8 protein-coding genes, 1 tRNA gene and 1 rRNA gene are annotated in these 16288 nt (G+C 70.9%); 9 read left to right on the top strand and 1 reads right to left on the bottom strand.

The genetic code is table 11. From position 1 onward, the window contains the following. Both rrf and IO30_RS0124285 read left to right on the top strand, forming a co-directional pair. A 5S ribosomal RNA gene (gene rrf / locus IO30_RS42135) occupies nucleotides 1-97 on the top strand; the annotation flags it as partial. Nucleotides 98-102: 5 nt separating this feature from the next. After that, nucleotides 103-178 (top strand) — tRNA-Thr (locus IO30_RS0124285). A 113-nt stretch (nucleotides 179-291) separates the two neighbouring features. Here the strand turns inward: IO30_RS0124285 and IO30_RS0124280 are convergent. Then, a complete protein-coding gene (locus IO30_RS0124280; RefSeq protein ID WP_063768182.1) occupies nucleotides 292-2871 on the bottom strand; it encodes a SpoIIE family protein phosphatase in 2580 nt (859 codons plus the stop codon). A gap of 167 nt (nucleotides 2872-3038) precedes the next feature. On the opposite strand from IO30_RS0124280, the gene IO30_RS0124275 reads away from it, so the two are divergent. The 7 genes from IO30_RS0124275 (at nucleotide 3039) to IO30_RS0124245 (ending at nucleotide 16197) form a co-directional block, all read left to right on the top strand. Further along, on the top strand, nucleotides 3039-8300 hold the full coding sequence (locus IO30_RS0124275) for a HAMP domain-containing protein (RefSeq protein ID WP_078904803.1): 5262 nt from the start codon (nucleotides 3039-3041) through the stop codon (nucleotides 8298-8300). A gap of 271 nt (nucleotides 8301-8571) precedes the next feature. Next, nucleotides 8572-9255, top strand: coding sequence for a response regulator (locus tag IO30_RS0124270; protein WP_031146136.1), 684 nt, complete (start codon nucleotides 8572-8574; stop codon nucleotides 9253-9255). A 162-nt stretch (nucleotides 9256-9417) separates the two neighbouring features. Further along, entirely contained in the window at nucleotides 9418-12216 is a 2799-nt protein-coding gene (locus IO30_RS0124265; RefSeq protein WP_051902547.1) for an FtsK/SpoIIIE family DNA translocase, read from the top strand. Nucleotides 12217-12439: 223 nt separating this feature from the next. Then, nucleotides 12440-13336: a helix-turn-helix domain-containing protein gene (locus IO30_RS0124260; RefSeq protein WP_031146134.1), complete on the top strand. Its 897-nt coding sequence runs from the start codon at nucleotides 12440-12442 to the stop codon at nucleotides 13334-13336. A gap of 136 nt (nucleotides 13337-13472) precedes the next feature. Next, nucleotides 13473-14978 (top strand): 30S ribosomal protein S12 methylthiotransferase RimO, encoded by a 1506-nt coding sequence (gene rimO, locus IO30_RS0124255; RefSeq protein WP_031146133.1) that lies wholly within the window; start codon nucleotides 13473-13475, stop codon nucleotides 14976-14978. Next, the gene (gene pgsA / locus IO30_RS0124250; RefSeq protein ID WP_031146131.1) at nucleotides 14975-15631 is read left to right on the top strand and encodes a CDP-diacylglycerol--glycerol-3-phosphate 3-phosphatidyltransferase; all 657 of its coding nucleotides are present in this window, start codon (nucleotides 14975-14977) and stop codon (nucleotides 15629-15631) included. Before rimO ends, pgsA begins: the two co-directional genes overlap by 4 nt. Nucleotides 15632-15654: 23 nt before the next feature. Next, nucleotides 15655-16197 carry a CinA family protein gene (locus tag IO30_RS0124245; protein ID WP_051859298.1) on the top strand — a complete coding sequence of 181 codons (543 nt, stop codon included), beginning with the start codon at nucleotides 15655-15657 and terminating at the stop codon, nucleotides 16195-16197. The last annotated feature ends 91 nt before the right edge of the window (nucleotides 16198-16288 follow it).

Below are 16288 nucleotides of genomic sequence, written 5' to 3'. Positions count from 1 at the left end.
GGAAACGCCCGGTTACATTCCGAACCCGGAAGCTAAGCCTTTCAGCGCCGATGGTACTGCAGGGGGGACCCTGTGGGAGAGTAGGACGCCGCCGAACAACCCGCCCTTTTAGCTCAGTCGGTAGAGCGTCTCCATGGTAAGGAGAAGGTCAACGGTTCGATTCCGTTAAAGGGCTCCAAGAAAAAAGGCCCCCGCCATCTGGCGGGGGCCTTTTTTGCGTTCTGCTGCTTTCGTACCAAGGACGGCTGGGATGACGGGCGGGCAGGCCGGTGCCGGCCCGCCCGGGGGACGTCAGTCGCCCTCGCGGGGCTGCGGTACGCGGAAGGCGAGGATCGCCATGTCGTCAGAAGCGGGTTCGGCCGCGAAGCGTTCCACCGCCCTCAGGACCCGGGAGGCGACCGCGCCCGCAGTGAGGCCCGTGCAGGTGGTGAGGACCTCGGCGAGGCCGTCGTCCCCCAGCATGCGGGCGCCCTCGCGGCGCTCGGTGACGCCGTCGGTGACGCAGAGCAGCACGTCACCCGGGTCGAGGGTGAGGGTCTGCTCGTAGAGGTCGAGGTCCTCCATCACGCCGAGCAGCGGCTGCGGGTCCGCGGCCGGGACGACCTCACCGCTCGGGCGCAGCCGCAGGGGCAGCGGGTGACCGGCGCAGACGACCTTCATCAGGGCGCCGCCGTCGGGCTGGGGGTGCAGCTCCCCGTAGAGCAGGGTGAGGAAGCGGCTGCGGGCGCCCTCGTCGAGGATGGCGGCGTTCAGCCGCTCCAGGACGGCAGGGCCGCCGAGGCCCTCGCGGGCCAGCAGGCGCAGGGCGTGCCGGGCGAGGCCGGTGACCGCGGCGGCCTCCGGGCCCGTGCCGCAGACGTCGCCGATGGCGAAGCCGTACACACCCTCGCGGATGGGGAAGACGTCGTAGAAGTCGCCGCCCACCTCGTTGCCCTCGCCGGCGGCGCGGTAGATGACCTCGACCTCCATGCCGGGGATGGCGGGGGAGCCGGGCGGCAGCAGGCTGCGCTGCAGCGACCGGCTGATGGCGGTGCGCTCGGAGTAGAGGCGGGCATTGTCCAGGGCGAGGGCGGCCCGGCGGGAGAGGTCCTCGGCGAGTTCGAGGATCTCCTGGCGGAAGTGCTCCTCGCTGGGCTTGCCCAGGGTCAGCATGCCGATCACGCGGTTGCGTGCGAGGAGGGGCAGCACGACGGTCTCGCCGCCGACCGCCAAGGCCGCTTCCGGCCAGGGGCGGGCGCCGGCCTCACGGACCGGCTCCGGCGGGCTGACCCGGGAGAGGAGGGCCTTCAGGCCGTCGATGCGCTCCTCGTCCTCGTGCAGGACGTAGGCGAGGTACGGGTCCGAGGCCGGGTCGGCGATCGTGTAGACCGCGCACCAGGTGGCCAGGGTCGGGACGGTCATCTGGGCCATGAGGGCCAGGGTCTGGTCCCGGTCGAGGGTGCCGGCCAGCAGGTCGGAGGCCTCGACGAGGAAGGAGAGGGAGCCGCGGCGCAGCCGTTCCAGCTCGCCGAGCCGGGCGGATTCCACCGCGAGGGCGATCCGGTCGGCGGCGAACTGGAGGCGCAGGGCCTCTTCGTTGGAGTAGCGGCCCGGGACCTCGGCGGCGACGCCGAGGGAGCCGGTGAGGCGGCCCTCGACCTTGAGGGGCACGGTGACCGCCGAGCGCATGCCGGTCGCCTCCAGGAGCGGGACGGCTCCGGGGACGGCGGCGAGGTCGTCGTGGACGGCGGGCATCCGGGCGGAGCCGTACCGGTTGGTTCCTGCCTCCACGGGGACGCGGGCGAAGCGCTGGCGGGTGGAGGGCAGCCCGGTGGTGGCGCGGACCTCCAGCTCGGTCTCGTCGTCGGTGGCCAGCAGGAGGAAGGCCGAGTCGGCGTCGAGGAGGTCGCGGGCACGTTCGACGGTGCGCTGGAGGAGGCCGTCGAGGTCGTCGGGGGCGGGGGAGCCGATGAAGACCTCGAAGGGGTCCGGGCGGGACTCGGTGAGCTGGCTGCTGTCCGCGGGGACCCGTGCGGGGCTCTGGAGCAGGGCGCGCTCGTCGTCGTGGACGAGGAGGCAGACGATGGACGGCTCCCCGTGGGCATCGCGGACCCGCAGGTGGGAGGCGTAGACGGGGATGACGCGGCCGTCGGCGCCGCGGATGCCGTAGCTGCCCTCCCAGCGGGACAGGCGCAGGGCCTCGGCGATGCCGGTGCCGGTGCCGGGGGTCTGGGGCCAGGCGGCCAGCTCGGCCAGCGGACGGCCGACGGCCTTCTGGGCGGGGTGGCCGAAGATGTGCTCGGCGTCCTCGTTCCAGGCGGAGACGGAGTCGGAGGAGTCGATCTGGACGACGGCGACGCGGACCCTGCTGTCGGCGAGGGGCAGCAGGCGGTCGGGGACGAGCGGGCCCGCCGAGCGGGTACCGACCGGCCGGTCTGGGAGGTCGAGGCGGAACCACACGTGTTTGTGGGTGGCGGTGTACTCGACGCCCCAGCGGGTGGCGAGGGCGGCGCAGAGCATGAGCCCGCGGCCGTTCTCGCGGTCGGGGTCGGCGTAGGGGCGCTCGCCGGGGTGCTGGAGGGGGAGCTCGCGCTCCGGGTACCGGTCGGCGACCTCGACCCGTACGCCGTCCTCGGCGCGCAGGCAGAGCACCTCGGCCCGGGTTCCGGCATGGACCACGGCATTGGTGACGAGCTCGCTGGTGAGGACCACCGCGTCGTCGACGATGTCCGCGAAGCCCCAGCCTTGCAGGGTGTCGCGGACGAACGCGCGGGCTGCGGCGACCGAACGTCCGAGGGGGTCGAAACTGGCAGCCGCCCGTGCCGTGATCACGAGTCTCCTTCGACGCGGTTGGACATCGGGTGCCAGGTTACTTACCTTCGCGGTCGGCATGGTGCCGTCGTCGGGGATTCCACCCGCAGGGTACGGCGGGTGTGCGATGGTGCCGAAGTGTTATGGCCGGGTTCGGCCAGGGTGAAACACTGGGCAGGCTTGGAGAGCCGGCTCGTGACGAGCAGGTGTCCGGTGGAACAGTGGTCGACCCTTTCGGGAGGGACACGGTGGAGTCTGGCGCAGCGGTGCGGCGCACGGGAACGCGGCCGAAGGGCGGGCGGTCCCGGCGGAACGGGACGACGGAGGTCGACACCGCCGCTCTGAACAGGCTGCTCACGGCCCTGGTGTCGATGCGGGACGGGAACTTCCGCAAGCGGCTGACGGTGTCCGGCGAGGGCGTGATGGCGGAGATCGCCGCCGTCTACAACGAGGTCGCCGACCGGAACCTCCATCTGACCGGGGAGCTGTCCCGGGTCCGGCGGATGGTGGGCCGCGAGGGCAAGCTGAGCGAACGGCTGGAAACAGGTGCCTGTGAAGGCTCCTGGGCGGCCGCGATCGATGCCTCGAACCAGCTGGTGGACGATCTTGCCCGGCCGGTGTCCGAGGTCGGCCGTGTGCTGTCGGCGGTCGCCGAGGGTGATCTGGACCAGCGGATGGACCTGCGGACGCAGACGGCCGACGGGGCCGGGCATCCGCTGCGCGGGGAGTTCCTGAAGGTCGGGCGTACGGTCAACAACCTGGTCGACCAGCTGTCCGCGTTCACCGACGAGGTGACGCGCGTCGCGCTGGAGGTGGGTACCGAGGGCAAGCTCGGCGGCCAGGCCCAGGTGCGCGGGATGTCGGGTTCCTGGAAGGATCTGACCGATTCCGTCAACACGATGGCGTACCGGCTCACCGCTCAGGTGCGTGACATCGCTCTCGTGACCACGGCGGTGGCGAAGGGCGACCTGTCGCGCAAGGTCACCGTGCACGTGGCCGGTGAGATGCTCCAGCTGAAGAACACCGTGAACACGATGGTGGACCAGCTGTCGTCCTTCTCCTCCGAGGTGACGCGCGTCGCCCGCGAGGTGGGTACGGAGGGCGAGCTGGGCGGCCAGGCGAAGGTGCCCGGGGTCGCGGGCGTGTGGAAGGACCTGACGGACTCGGTCAACACGATGGCCGGGAACCTGACGGCCCAGGTCCGCGGGATCGCGCAGGTGACGACGGCGGTCGCCAACGGCGACCTGTCGCAGAAGGTCCGGGTGAGCGCGCGCGGCGAGGTGGCGCAGCTGGCCGAAACGATCAATCAGATGACCGAGACGCTGCGGACCTTCGCGGACGAGGTCACCCGCGTGGCCAGCGAGGTCGGGGCCAAGGGAACGCTCGGCGGTCAGGCGCAGGTGCCGGGGGCCGCGGGTACGTGGAAGGACCTCACCGACTCGGTGAACACGGTCTTCCGCAACCTGACCACGCAGGTGCGGGACATCGCGACGGTGACGACGGCGGTCGCCAACGGCGACCTGTCGCAGAAGGTCACGGTCGACGTGGCCGGCGAGATGCTGGAGCTGAAGAACACCGTCAACACGATGGTGGACCAGCTCCAGTCCTTCGGTGCGGAAGTGACGCGTGTGGCCCGTGAGGTCGGCGTCGAGGGTGAACTGGGCGGCCAGGCGCAGGTGCCCGGGGCGGCCGGTACGTGGAAGGACCTCACCGACTCGGTGAACACCGCCTTCCGCAACCTCACCGGACAGGTCCGCAACATCGCCCAGGTGACGACGGCGGTGGCCAACGGCGACCTCTCGCAGAAGGTCACCGTGGACGTCTCCGGCGAGATGCTCCAGCTGAAGAACACCGTCAACACGATGGTGGACCAGCTGTCTTCCTTCGCGGACCAGGTCACGCGGATGGCCCGGGACGTGGGCACGGAGGGCCGCCTCGGCGGCCAGGCCCGCGTGGAGGGGGTGTCGGGGACCTGGAAGGAGCTCACCGACTCCGTCAACTTCATGGCCGGGAACCTGACGTCGCAGGTGCGTCAGATCGCCCAGGTGACGACGGCGGTGGCGCGCGGTGACCTGTCGCAGAAGATCGACGTGGACGCGCGGGGCGAGATCCTGGAGCTGAAGAACACCATCAACACGATGGTGGACCAGCTCTCGGCCTTCGCCGAGCAGGTGACGCGGGTGGCCCGGGACGTGGGTACCGAGGGCCGGCTCGGCGGTCAGGCGCAGGTGCCCGGGGTGGCCGGGGTGTGGCGCGATCTGACGGACTCGGTGAACGGCATGGCCGGGAACCTGACGTCGCAGGTGCGCAACATCGCGCAGGTCGCGACGGCCGTGGCGCGCGGTGACCTGTCGCAGAAGATCGACGTGGATGCCCGGGGCGAGATCCTGGAGCTGAAGAACACCCTCAACACCATGGTCGACCAGCTCTCGAACTTCGCGGAGCAGGTGACGCGAGTGGCCCGTGAGGTGGGTACGGAGGGCATCCTCGGCGGTCAGGCCGAGGTGAAGGGCGTCTCCGGCACCTGGAAGGACCTGACCCAGTCCGTCAATTTCATGGCGAACAACCTGACCTCGCAGGTGCGCAACATCGCCGAGGTGACCACGGCCGTCGCCATGGGTGACCTCTCGAAGAAGATCACCGTCGATGCCAAGGGCGAGATCCTCGAGCTGGTGACGACCGTCAACACGATGGTCGACCAGCTGTCCTCGTTCGCGGAGCAGGTGACCCGGGTGGCCCGTGAGGTGGGTACCGAGGGAATCCTGGGCGGTCAGGCCCGGGTGCGCGGGGTCACGGGCATCTGGAAGGACCTCAGCGACAACGTCAACACCATGGCCGGGAACCTGACGGCCCAGGTGCGCGGGATCGCGCAGGTCTCCGCGGCGGTCGCCAACGGCGACCTGACGAAGAAGGTCACGGTCGAGGCGCGCGGCGAGGTCGCGCAGCTCGCCGACACCGTCAACACGATGGTGAACACGCTGTCCTCCTTCGCCGACGAGGTCACGCGCGTGGCCCGCGAGGTGGGTACCGAGGGCATCCTGGGCGGTCAGGCCCGGGTCCGGGACGTCGACGGCACCTGGCGGGACCTGACCGAGTCCGTGAACGAGATGGCCGGGAACCTGACCCGGCAGGTGCGGGCGATCGCGGCCGTGGCGACCGCGGTGACCCGCGGGGACCTGAGCCTGAAGGTCGACGTGGACGCGGCGGGCGAGATCCAGGTCCTCCAGGACAACATCAACACGATGATCGTCAACCTGCGCGACACCACCTTGGCCAACAAGGAGCAGGACTGGCTCAAGGGCAACCTCGCCCGGATCTCGGCCCTGATGCAGGGCCGCCGGGAGCTGGACGACGTGGCTTCGCTGATCATGAGCGAGCTCACCCCGGTGGTCTCGGCGCAGCACGGCGCGTTCTTCCTGGCGCTGCCGGCCGGGGGCACGACCGAGATCGGGACGGAGGGCGGCGCGGACGGCTCGTACGAGCTGCGGATGCGCGGGAGCTACGCGTACGCGGGCGGGCAGATGCCCATCTCCTTCCGGCCGGGGGAGGGGCTGATCGGGACGGTCGCCGAGGAGAAGCGGACGATCCTCGTCGAGAACACCCCGCCCGGTTACCTGAAGATCTCCTCGGGGCTCGGGGAGGCGCCGCCGGCGCACGTGATCGTGCTGCCGGTGCTCTTCGAGGGGAAGGTGCTCGGTGTGATCGAGCTGGCCTCCTTCCAGCCCTTCACGCAGATCCAGAAGGACTTCCTCAGCCAGATCGCCGAGATGATCGGTACGAGCGTCAACACCATCTCCGTCAACTCCAAGACGGAGATGCTGCTCAAGCAGTCGCAGGAGATGACCGAGCAGCTGCGAGAGCGCTCCGACGAGCTGGAGAACCGGCAGAAGGCCCTCCAGGCCGCCAACGCCGAACTGGAGGAGAAGGCCGAGCTGCTGGCCCAGCAGAACCGGGACATCGAGGTGAAGAACACCGAGATCGAGGAGGCCCGGCAGGTCCTGGAGGAGCGCGCCGAGCAGCTCGCGGTGTCGATGCGCTACAAGAGCGAGTTCCTGGCGAACATGTCGCACGAGCTGCGGACGCCGCTCAACTCGCTGCTGATCCTGGCCAAGCTGCTCGCCGACAACGCGGACGAGAACCTCTCGCCGAAGCAGGTGGAGTTCGCCGAGACCATCCACGGGGCGGGTTCCGACCTGCTCCAGCTGATCAACGACATCCTCGACCTGTCGAAGGTCGAGGCCGGGAAGATGGACGTCTCGCCGACCCGGATCGCGCTGGTCCAGCTCGTGGACTACGTGGAGGCCACCTTCCGGCCGCTCACGGCGGAGAAGGGGCTCGACTTCTCGGTACGGGTCTCCCCGGAGCTGCCGGCGACTCTGCACACCGACGAGCAGCGGCTGCTCCAGGTGCTGCGCAACCTGCTGTCGAACGCGGTGAAGTTCACCGACACCGGGGCGGTGGAGCTGGTGATCCGGCCCGCCGGGTCGGACGTGCCGCAGGCGATCCGGGAGCAGTTGCTGGAGGCGGGTTCGCTGCGGGAGCCGGACGCGGACCTGATCGCCTTCTCGGTGACCGACACCGGGATCGGGATCGCGGCGAGCAAGATGCTGGTGATCTTCGAGGCGTTCAAGCAGGCGGACGGTACGACGAGCCGCAAGTACGGCGGTACGGGCCTGGGCCTGTCGATCAGCCGGGAGATCGCCCGGCTGCTGGGCGGTGAGGTCCACGCGGCCAGCGAGCCGGGCCGGGGGTCCACCTTCACGCTGTACCTGCCGCTGCACCCGAGCGAGCTGCCGCCGCAGGGGTACGCCCCGCCGACGCCGGGCGGGGCCCGCGGCGAGCTGTACCGCAACAGGTCCGTCGAGTCCCCGGCGCGGCCCGCGCTGCCGACGTCCCCGGCGGCGCCCGTACCGGTGGGACCCGCGCAGGGTCCGTCGGCCCGGGCGGCGCTGCCGTCCTCGGAGGCGGCCGGGCAGGGGCAGGGCGGTGCCGCGCTGTTCCGGCGGCGGCGCAAGCCCCTGAGCGACCTGGAGCCGCGTACTGCGGTGCCGGGGCAGCCGAACGTCCAGGGGGCCGAGGACGCCTGGAGCAATCCGGAGCAGGAGCTTCCGGTGGCGCCGCGGACGTACGACTTCCACGGCGAGAAGGTGCTCATCGTGGACGACGACGTGCGCAACGTCTTCGCGCTGACCAGCGTGCTGGAGCAGCACGGGCTGGCGGTGCTGTACGCGGAGAACGGGCGGGAGGGCATCGAGGTCCTGGAGCAGCACGACGATGTGACGGTCGTGCTGATGGACATCATGATGCCCGAGATGGACGGGTACGCAACGACTTCGGCGATCCGGCGGATGCCGCAGTTCGCGGGCCTGCCGATCATCGCGCTGACGGCGAAGGCGATGAAGGGGGACCGGGAGAAGGCCATCGATTCCGGTGCTTCGGACTACGTCACCAAGCCGGTCGACCCCGACTATCTGCTGTCGGTGATGGAGCAGTGGATGCGAGGGAAGTGATCGCCGTGGGAGCGTACTGATACCAATTGCTGACGCACTGTGGCCGTAGCGGTGTGGGAGGGCGGTAAACGGGGAACCTTCTGCTCTCCCACCACGTTTCTGCTTCGTGCACAGTGACATCTTGGTGACAGGGTGTGGCGATCTCGGGACTGGGGCTACGATGACCGGCACAAGGACGGACGGCGCAAGGATGCCGTCCTCTGGGGCGGGGCCCGGCGTACAGGCCGGAGCCAGGAGCCGGGGAGCCCCCATGCCGGGGCGAGGAGGAGGCATGGTGCAGAAGGCCAAGATCCTCCTGGTCGACGACCGGCCGGAGAATCTGCTGGCGCTGGAGGCCATCCTCTCCGCGCTCGATCAGACACTGGTCCGGGCGTCGTCAGGGGAGGAAGCGCTCAAGGCGCTGCTGACGGACGATTTCGCGGTCATCCTGCTGGATGTGCAGATGCCGGGAATGGACGGGTTCGAGACGGCCGCGCACATCAAGCGGCGTGAGCGGACCCGGGACATCCCGATCATCTTCCTCACCGCGATCAACCACGGTCCGCACCACACGTTCCGCGGCTACGCGGCGGGTGCGGTGGACTACATCTCGAAGCCCTTCGACCCGTGGGTGCTGCGGGCCAAGGTCTCGGTGTTCGTGGAGCTCTACACGAAGAACTGCCAGCTGCGGGAGCAGGCGGCCCTGCTGCGGCTCCAGTTGGAGGGTGGCAGCCCGAACGGCTCCGACGGCAGCAAGGAGACGGCAGGCCTGCTGGCCGAGCTCTCCGCGCGGCTCGCGGCGGTCGAGGAGCAGGCCGAGGCGCTGACCAAGCAGCTCGGCGAGGAATCGGCCGACACCGGGGTGGTGGCCACGGCCGCCCACCTGGAGCGCAAGCTCACCGGGCTGCGGCGGGCGCTGGACGCGCTCGAGCCCGGGGCCGGCGGCGGTGCGACCATGATGCCCGCGCAGGGCTGAGCAGGAGGCCCCGTCCTGCCCGCGAAGCGGGCCGGGGCGGTGGCCGCCTGGGAGTGCGTCAGGTCTGGCGGTGCGTCAAAGCGCCTACGGAGCGGACGACACGAACGGGTGAAGGGGTGGGCACGCGTGTCCACCGGCACGCGCACCGGTAATCTCGGGCCCATGGCCTCAAGTACGTCCGGCAAGGGTTCCCCGAGCACCGCGGGCACCGCGAAGGGCCGCACCGGCCGTACGACGGCGCCGGCGAAGAAGGCGGCTCCCGCGCGCAAGCCCCCGGCGAAGAAGGCCGCGGCGGCCAAGCGTCCCCCGGCCAAGAAGGCTGCGGTCAAGCCCCCGCCCTCCCCGACCGGGGGTGTGGTGCGGCTGGTGCGCGCCGTCTGGCTGGGCTGCGCCCACGCGGTCGGCGCCATCCTGCGCGGCGTCGGCCGCGGGGCCAAGAACCTCGACCCCGCCCACCGCAAGGACGGGGTCGCGCTGCTGCTGCTGGCCCTCGCGCTGATAGTGGCCGCCGGAACCTGGTCGAACCTGAGCGGTCCCGTCGGGGATCTGGTCACCATGCTGGTCACGGGTGCCTTCGGGCGACTGGATCTGCTCGTGCCGGTGCTGCTCGGGGTCATGGCGGCCCGGTTCATCCGCCACCCCGAGGAGACCGACGCCAACGGCCGCATCGGCATCGGGCTCTCCGCCCTGGTCGTCGGGATCCTCGGCCTGGTGCACATCGCCTGCGGGGCGCCCGGCCGCGACGAGGGCACCACCGCGATGCAGAACGCGGGCGGGCTCATCGGGTGGGGCGCCTCCAAGCCGCTGATCTTCACCATGGGTGCGCCGCTGGCGGTGCCCATGCTGGTGCTGCTGACGGTCTTCGGGCTGCTCGTGGTCACCGCGACCCCGGTCAACGCGATCCCGCAGCGGCTGCGCAGCCTCGGCATCCGGCTCGGGATCATCGCCCCGAACGAGTACGACGAGGAGTACGGGGAGTACGGGGCCGCCGAGGGCGCGCCCGGCGCCGCCGAGCGGCACGACCCCGAGCAGTGGCGGGCCCGTACGGGGGCCGGGGCGGGCCCGGGGGACCCGGCGGACGCCGCCGAGGAGGCGGCCCTGGCCCGGCGCCGACGGCCGCGCAGGGCCTCGGCCCGGCCGGCCGTGGACCGGGAGATGGACGCCGTGGACGTGGCCGCGGCGGCGGCAGCCGCGCTGGACGGCGCGGTGTACGGGGGGCTGCCGCCCTCCCCGCTGGTCGCCGACCTCACCCAGGGCATCTCCGCCCCGGGCGAGGGCGCGGAGAACACGGCTCCGGTGCCGCCGGCCCGCGAGGAGCGCCCCGTACCGTCCGCGGCTCCCCGGCCGCCGGCAGCCGCCCGGTCCGAGCAGCCGAACGCCACCACCGCGGCGGCCTCCGGGACCCTGTCCGTGCCGGACCTGACCAAGACCCCGCCGCCGGCCCAGCCGCTGCCGCCGCGCGCCGAGCAGCTCCAGCTGCGCGGGGACATCACGTACGCCCTGCCCTCGCTCGACCTGCTGGAGCGCGGCGGGCCGGGCAAGACCCGTAGCGCCGCCAACGACGCGGTGGTCGCCTCGCTGACCAACGTCTTCATGGAGTTCAAGGTCGACGCGAAGGTCACCGGCTTCACCCGGGGCCCGACGGTCACCCGCTACGAGGTGGAGCTCGGCCCCGCGGTGAAGGTCGAGCGGATCACGGCGCTGGCGAAGAACATCGCCTACGCCGTGGCCTCGCCGGACGTCCGGATCATCAGCCCCATCCCGGGCAAGTCGGCGGTCGGCATCGAGATCCCGAACACCGACCGCGAGATGGTCAACCTGGGCGACGTCCTGCGCCTCGCGGACGCGGCCGAGGACGACCACCCGATGCTGGTCGCGCTCGGCAAGGACGTCGAGGGCGGCTACGTCATGGCCAACCTCGCCAAGATGCCGCACGTGCTGGTGGCCGGGGCCACCGGCTCCGGCAAGTCCTCGTGCATCAACTGCCTGATCACCTCGGTCATGGTCCGGGCCACCCCGGAGGACGTCCGGATGGTGCTGGTCGACCCCAAGCGGGTCGAGCTGACGGCGTACGAAGGCATCCCGCACCTGATCACGCCGATCATCACCAACCCGAAGCGGGCCGCCGAGGCCCTCCAGTGGGTCGTGCGCGAGATGGACCTGCGCTACGACGACCTCGCGGCCTTCGGCTACCGGCACATCGACGACTTCAACCAGGCGATCCGGGACGGCAAGATCAAACTGCCGCCGGGCAGCGAGCGGGAGCTCAGCCCGTACCCGTACCTGCTGGTGATCGTCGACGAGCTCGCGGACCTGATGATGGTGGCCCCGCGCGACGTGGAGGACTCGATCGTCCGCATCACGCAGCTGGCCCGTGCGGCCGGCATCCACCTGGTGCTCGCCACCCAGCGGCCGTCGGTGGACGTGGTCACCGGCCTGATCAAGGCGAACGTGCCCTCGCGGCTCGCGTTCGCCACCTCCTCGCTCGCCGACAGCCGGGTCATCCTGGACCAGCCGGGCGCCGAGAAGCTGATCGGCAAGGGCGACGGGCTGTTCCTCCCGATGGGGGCGAACAAGCCGGTCCGGCTCCAGGGCGCCTTCGTCACCGAGGACGAGATCGCCGGGATCGTCCAGCACTGCAAGGACCAGATGGCGCCCGTCTTCCGGGACGACGTGACCGTCGGGCAGAAGCAGAAGAAGGAGATCGACGAGGACATCGGCGACGACCTGGACCTGCTCTGCCAGGCGGCGGAGCTGGTGGTCACCACCCAGTTCGGCTCCACCTCGATGCTCCAGCGCAAGCTCCGCGTGGGCTTCGCCAAGGCGGGCCGGCTCATGGACCTGATGGAGTCGCGCGGGATCGTCGGCCCGAGCGAGGGATCGAAGGCGCGTGACGTGCTGCTGAAGGCCGACGAGCTGGACGGGGTGCTCGCCGTCATCCGGGGCGAGGTCCAGCCGTAGGGCGGTCCGGGTTCACGAGATGTGGGGAGCAACCGTTTCCCTTGGGCTCGCGTCCAGTTGAGGGAGACGGTGGCCCCGTACCCGTGCAGGACCGCCGCACCGGCCGGGAGCACCCCTCGCCATTCGGATGGCGTAGGAAGTGCACCCTCCGGTTGCTCCACCCTTTCGTCACCCCCCTAGACTGGACATCCAGCAGGTGGCTACACGCTCGAAAGGCGCCCTCGTGTCCATCGGCAACGCCAACTCCCCCGAAGATGAGCGTCCTTCGACCGACGACCGGTCCGAGGACCGTCTCGTCGAACGTTCCGTCGAGGGCCCGTCCATCGGGACGGCCCTCAAGAAGGCCCGGATCGCCGCCGGGCTCACTGTCGACGAGGTCAGTTCCACCACCCGCGTGCGCATCCCGATCGTGCACGCGATCGAGGAGGACGACTTCACACGCTGCGGCGGCGACGTCTACGCCCGCGGTCACATCCGTACGCTCGCCCGCGCCGTGCACCTCGATCCGGAACCCCTGGTCGAGGCCTACGACGCGGCCCACGGCGGCCGGCCGGCACCCACCCCCGCCGCGCCCATGTTCGAAGCCGAGCGGATCCGCCCCGAGAGGCAGCGGCCCAACTGGACCGCCGCCATGGTCGCCGCCATCGTCGCCGTGATCGGCTTCGTGGGCTTCACCGCCTTCAGCGGCGGCGACGAACAGACCAAGCGTCCGGTGGCGGAAGGTTCCGCCTCCCCGAAGCCCGCACCCAAGCAGTCCGCCGGGCAGCCGCCCGCGCAGACCCCCCAGGCCCCGCAGGCGCCCAAGCCGGAGCCTTCGGACAGCGCCATCGCCGCCGCGCCCAAGGACCTCGTCACGGTCGTCCTGACGGCCGACACGGGCGAGAGCTGGATCTCGGCCAAGGACCACAACGGGCGGCTGCTCTTCGACGGCACCCTCACCCAGGGTGAGTCCAAGACCTTCACGGACAAGGAGTCCGTCGACCTCGTGCTCGGCGACGCCGGGGCCGTGAAGCTGTTCGTGAACGGCAAGGAGATCAAGGACGACTTCCAGCCGGGTCAGGTGGAACGCCTCACATACACCAAGGAAGATCCCCTGCCCGGCGAGCCCCAGGCGGGCTGAGCAGGCCGCCCTAGGGCGGAAGGCATGAATCCGGATCCCCGGGTGCCGAGCGGCGACTGCCGCAGGCCCCCGGGGATCCTGCTGTCGGGGGGACGGGCGGCGGGGGCCCGCGCCGGGACGAAGTAGTCTTGAGTCCATGCCCGAACGCCGTACCGTCGCCCTTGTCACTCTTGGCTGCGCCCGTAACGAGGTGGACTCGGAGGAGCTCGCAGGCCGCTTGGCGGCGGATGGCTGGGAGCTCGTCGAGGACGCCGCCGATGCGGACGTAGCCGTCGTCAACACCTGCGGCTTCGTCGAAGCCGCCAAGAAGGACTCCGTAGACGCCCTGCTGGAAGCCAACGATCTCAAGGATCACGGCAAGACCCAGGCCGTCGTCGCCGTCGGCTGTATGGCCGAGCGCTACGGCAAGGAACTCGCCGAAGCGCTCCCCGAGGCGGACGGCGTGCTCGGCTTCGACGACTACGCCGACATCTCCGACCGCCTGCAGACCATCCTCAACGGCGGCATCCACGCCTCCCACACCCCGCGCGACCGGCGCAAGCTGCTGCCGATCAGCCCCGCGGAGCGCCAGGACACCGCGGTGGCCCTGCCCGGCCACGCGCAGGCACCCGCCGAGGAGCCGGCCGAGGCCCCCGCCGACCTGCCGGACGGGCTCGCGCCCGCCTCCGGGCCCCGTGCTCCGCTGCGCCGCCGCCTGGACAAGAGCCCCGTCGCCTCCGTGAAGCTGGCCTCCGGCTGCGACCGGCGCTGCTCCTTCTGCGCCATCCCGTCCTTCCGCGGCTCGTTCATCTCCCGCCGTCCCAGCGACGTGCTGGGCGAGACGCGCTGGCTCGCCGAGCAGGGCGTCAAGGAGGTCATGCTGGTCTCCGAGAACAACACCTCGTACGGCAAGGACCTCGGCGACATCCGGCTGCTGGAGACCCTGCTGCCCGAGCTGGCCGCGGTGGACGGCATCGAGCGCGTGCGCGTCAGCTACCTCCAGCCCGCCGAGATGCGCCCCGGCCTGATCGACGTGCTCACCTCCACGCCCAAGGTCGTGCCGTACTTCGACCTGTCCTTCCAGCACTCGGCGCCCGACGTGCTGCGCTCCATGCGCCGCTTCGGTGACACCGACCGCTTCCTGGAGCTGCTGGACACCATCCGCAGCAAGGCCCCCCTGGCGGGCGTACGGTCCAACTTCATCGTCGGCTTCCCCGGCGAGAAGGAATCCGACTTCGCGGAGCTGGAGCGTTTCCTCACGAACGCGAGGCTCGACGCGATCGGCGTCTTCGGCTACTCCGACGAGGACGGCACCGAGGCCGTCACCTACGACCACAAGCTGGACGAGGACACCATCGCCGAGCGGCTCGCGCACATGCAGCGGCTCGCCGAGGAGCTCACCTCGCAGCGCGCGGAGGAGCGGATCGGGGAGACCCTGGAGGTGCTCGTCGAGACCGTCGTCCCGCTGGACGAGGCCGACGAGGGCGAGGGTGCCTACGGGCGGGCCGCGCACCAGGCCCCCGAGACCGACGGGCAGGTCGTCTTCACGGACGGCGCGGGCCTGGTCCCGGGGCGTATCGTCACGGCCAAGGTGGTCGGCACCCTCGGTGTGGACCTGGTGGCCGAGCCCCTGGGCCTGGATCTTGAGGAGGCGGCCGGATGACCGGAGTCCCGGCATCTGCGGCGGGCGGGACCGGCCGTCGGCCCGCGCCCGGCGCGAAGCTGGGGGCCGCGGCGGTCAATCAGGCCAGCCTGTGGAACATCGCGAACATCCTGACGATGATCAGGCTCGTGCTGGTGCCGGGATTCGTCTTGCTGCTGCTGGCCGACGGCGGCTACGACCCCGCCTGGCGGGCCTGGGCGTGGGCGGCGTTCGCCGTCGCCATGATCACGGACATCTTCGACGGGCACCTGGCCCGTACGTACAACCTGGTCACCGACTTCGGCAAGATTGCCGACCCGATCGCCGACAAGGCGATCATGGGGTCCGCGCTGATCTGCCTCTCCTGGCTCGGAGACCTGCCCTGGTGGGTCACCGGGGTGATCCTCGGGCGTGAACTCGGGATCACGCTGATGCGCTTCTGGGTGATCCGCTACGGCGTGATTCCGGCCAGCCGGGGCGGCAAGCTGAAGACCCTGGCCCAGGGCACGGCGGTCGGCATGTACGTGCTCGCGCTGACCGGGCCGCTGGCGACCTTGCGCTTCTGGGTGATGGCGGTCGCCGTCGTGCTGACCGTCGTCACCGGTTTGGATTACATCCGGCAGGCCGTCGTCCTGCGCCGTGCGGGCCTCGCCGCGGAGCGGGCCGGGCAGTGACGGACGGGGCGGGGGGTGCGCCGGTGGCCGGTGGTGCGGCGGAAGGTGCCGATGGGGCCGCCGGTGCCGCCGGTGAGATCCTGCGCCTGCTTGCGGAGCGTGACGAGACCCTTGCGGTCGCGGAGTCGCTGACCGGCGGCCTGGTGGCCGCCGAGCTCACGGCGGTTCCCGGAGCCTCCCGGTCCTTCCGCGGCTCGGTCACGGCGTACGCGACGGAGCTCAAGCACCTGGTCCTGGGCGTGGACGCCGGCCTGCTGGCGGCCGAGGGCGCGGTGAACGCCCAGGTCGCGGAGGAGATGGCGGCGGGGGTGCGGCGCGTGATGGGGGCCTCGTGGGGGATCGCGACCACCGGAGTGGCCGGTCCGGACCCGCAGGACGGGCAGCCGGTGGGCACCGTTTTCGTCGCCGTGGCGGGTCCGGCGGGCAGGAAAACGGCCCGGCTGAGGTTGAACGGCTCCCGTGCGGAAATTCGTAGGGAGAGTGCACAGACCGTGCTCGAACTTCTCTCAAGCCAACTGCGCGAGAATGCGCGGAGGCAGGATACGGAACAACACGGGGGGATTTGATGTTTGCAGCCCTGAGTGAACACGACATCGCTCCCCGCACGGCCGCGGCGCGAGGCGGTACGGTGGGGCGTGAAGGATGCGGCTACACGGT

Origin of the sequence: Streptomyces xanthophaeus (genome assembly GCF_000725805.1) — a bacterium.
In the GTDB taxonomy this organism is placed as follows: domain Bacteria; phylum Actinomycetota; class Actinomycetes; order Streptomycetales; family Streptomycetaceae; genus Streptomyces; species Streptomyces xanthophaeus.
The sequence above is the reverse complement of the archived record's forward strand: the minus strand, read 5'-3'. Positions and strand labels throughout refer to the sequence as shown.

Excerpts from the sequence above, each read along its gene's own strand:
- IO30_RS0124280 (WP_063768182.1), bottom strand. The coding sequence starts at position 2,871 with ATGCCGACCGCGAAGGTAAGTAACCTGGCACCCGATGTCCAACCGCGT.
- IO30_RS0124270 (WP_031146136.1), top strand. The coding sequence starts at position 8,572 with ATGGTGCAGAAGGCCAAGATCCTCCTGGTCGACGACCGGCCGGAGAAT.
- IO30_RS0124265 (WP_051902547.1), top strand. The coding sequence starts at position 9,418 with ATGGCCTCAAGTACGTCCGGCAAGGGTTCCCCGAGCACCGCGGGCACC.
- rimO (WP_031146133.1), top strand. The coding sequence starts at position 13,473 with ATGCCCGAACGCCGTACCGTCGCCCTTGTCACTCTTGGCTGCGCCCGT.
- pgsA (WP_031146131.1), top strand. The coding sequence starts at position 14,975 with ATGACCGGAGTCCCGGCATCTGCGGCGGGCGGGACCGGCCGTCGGCCC.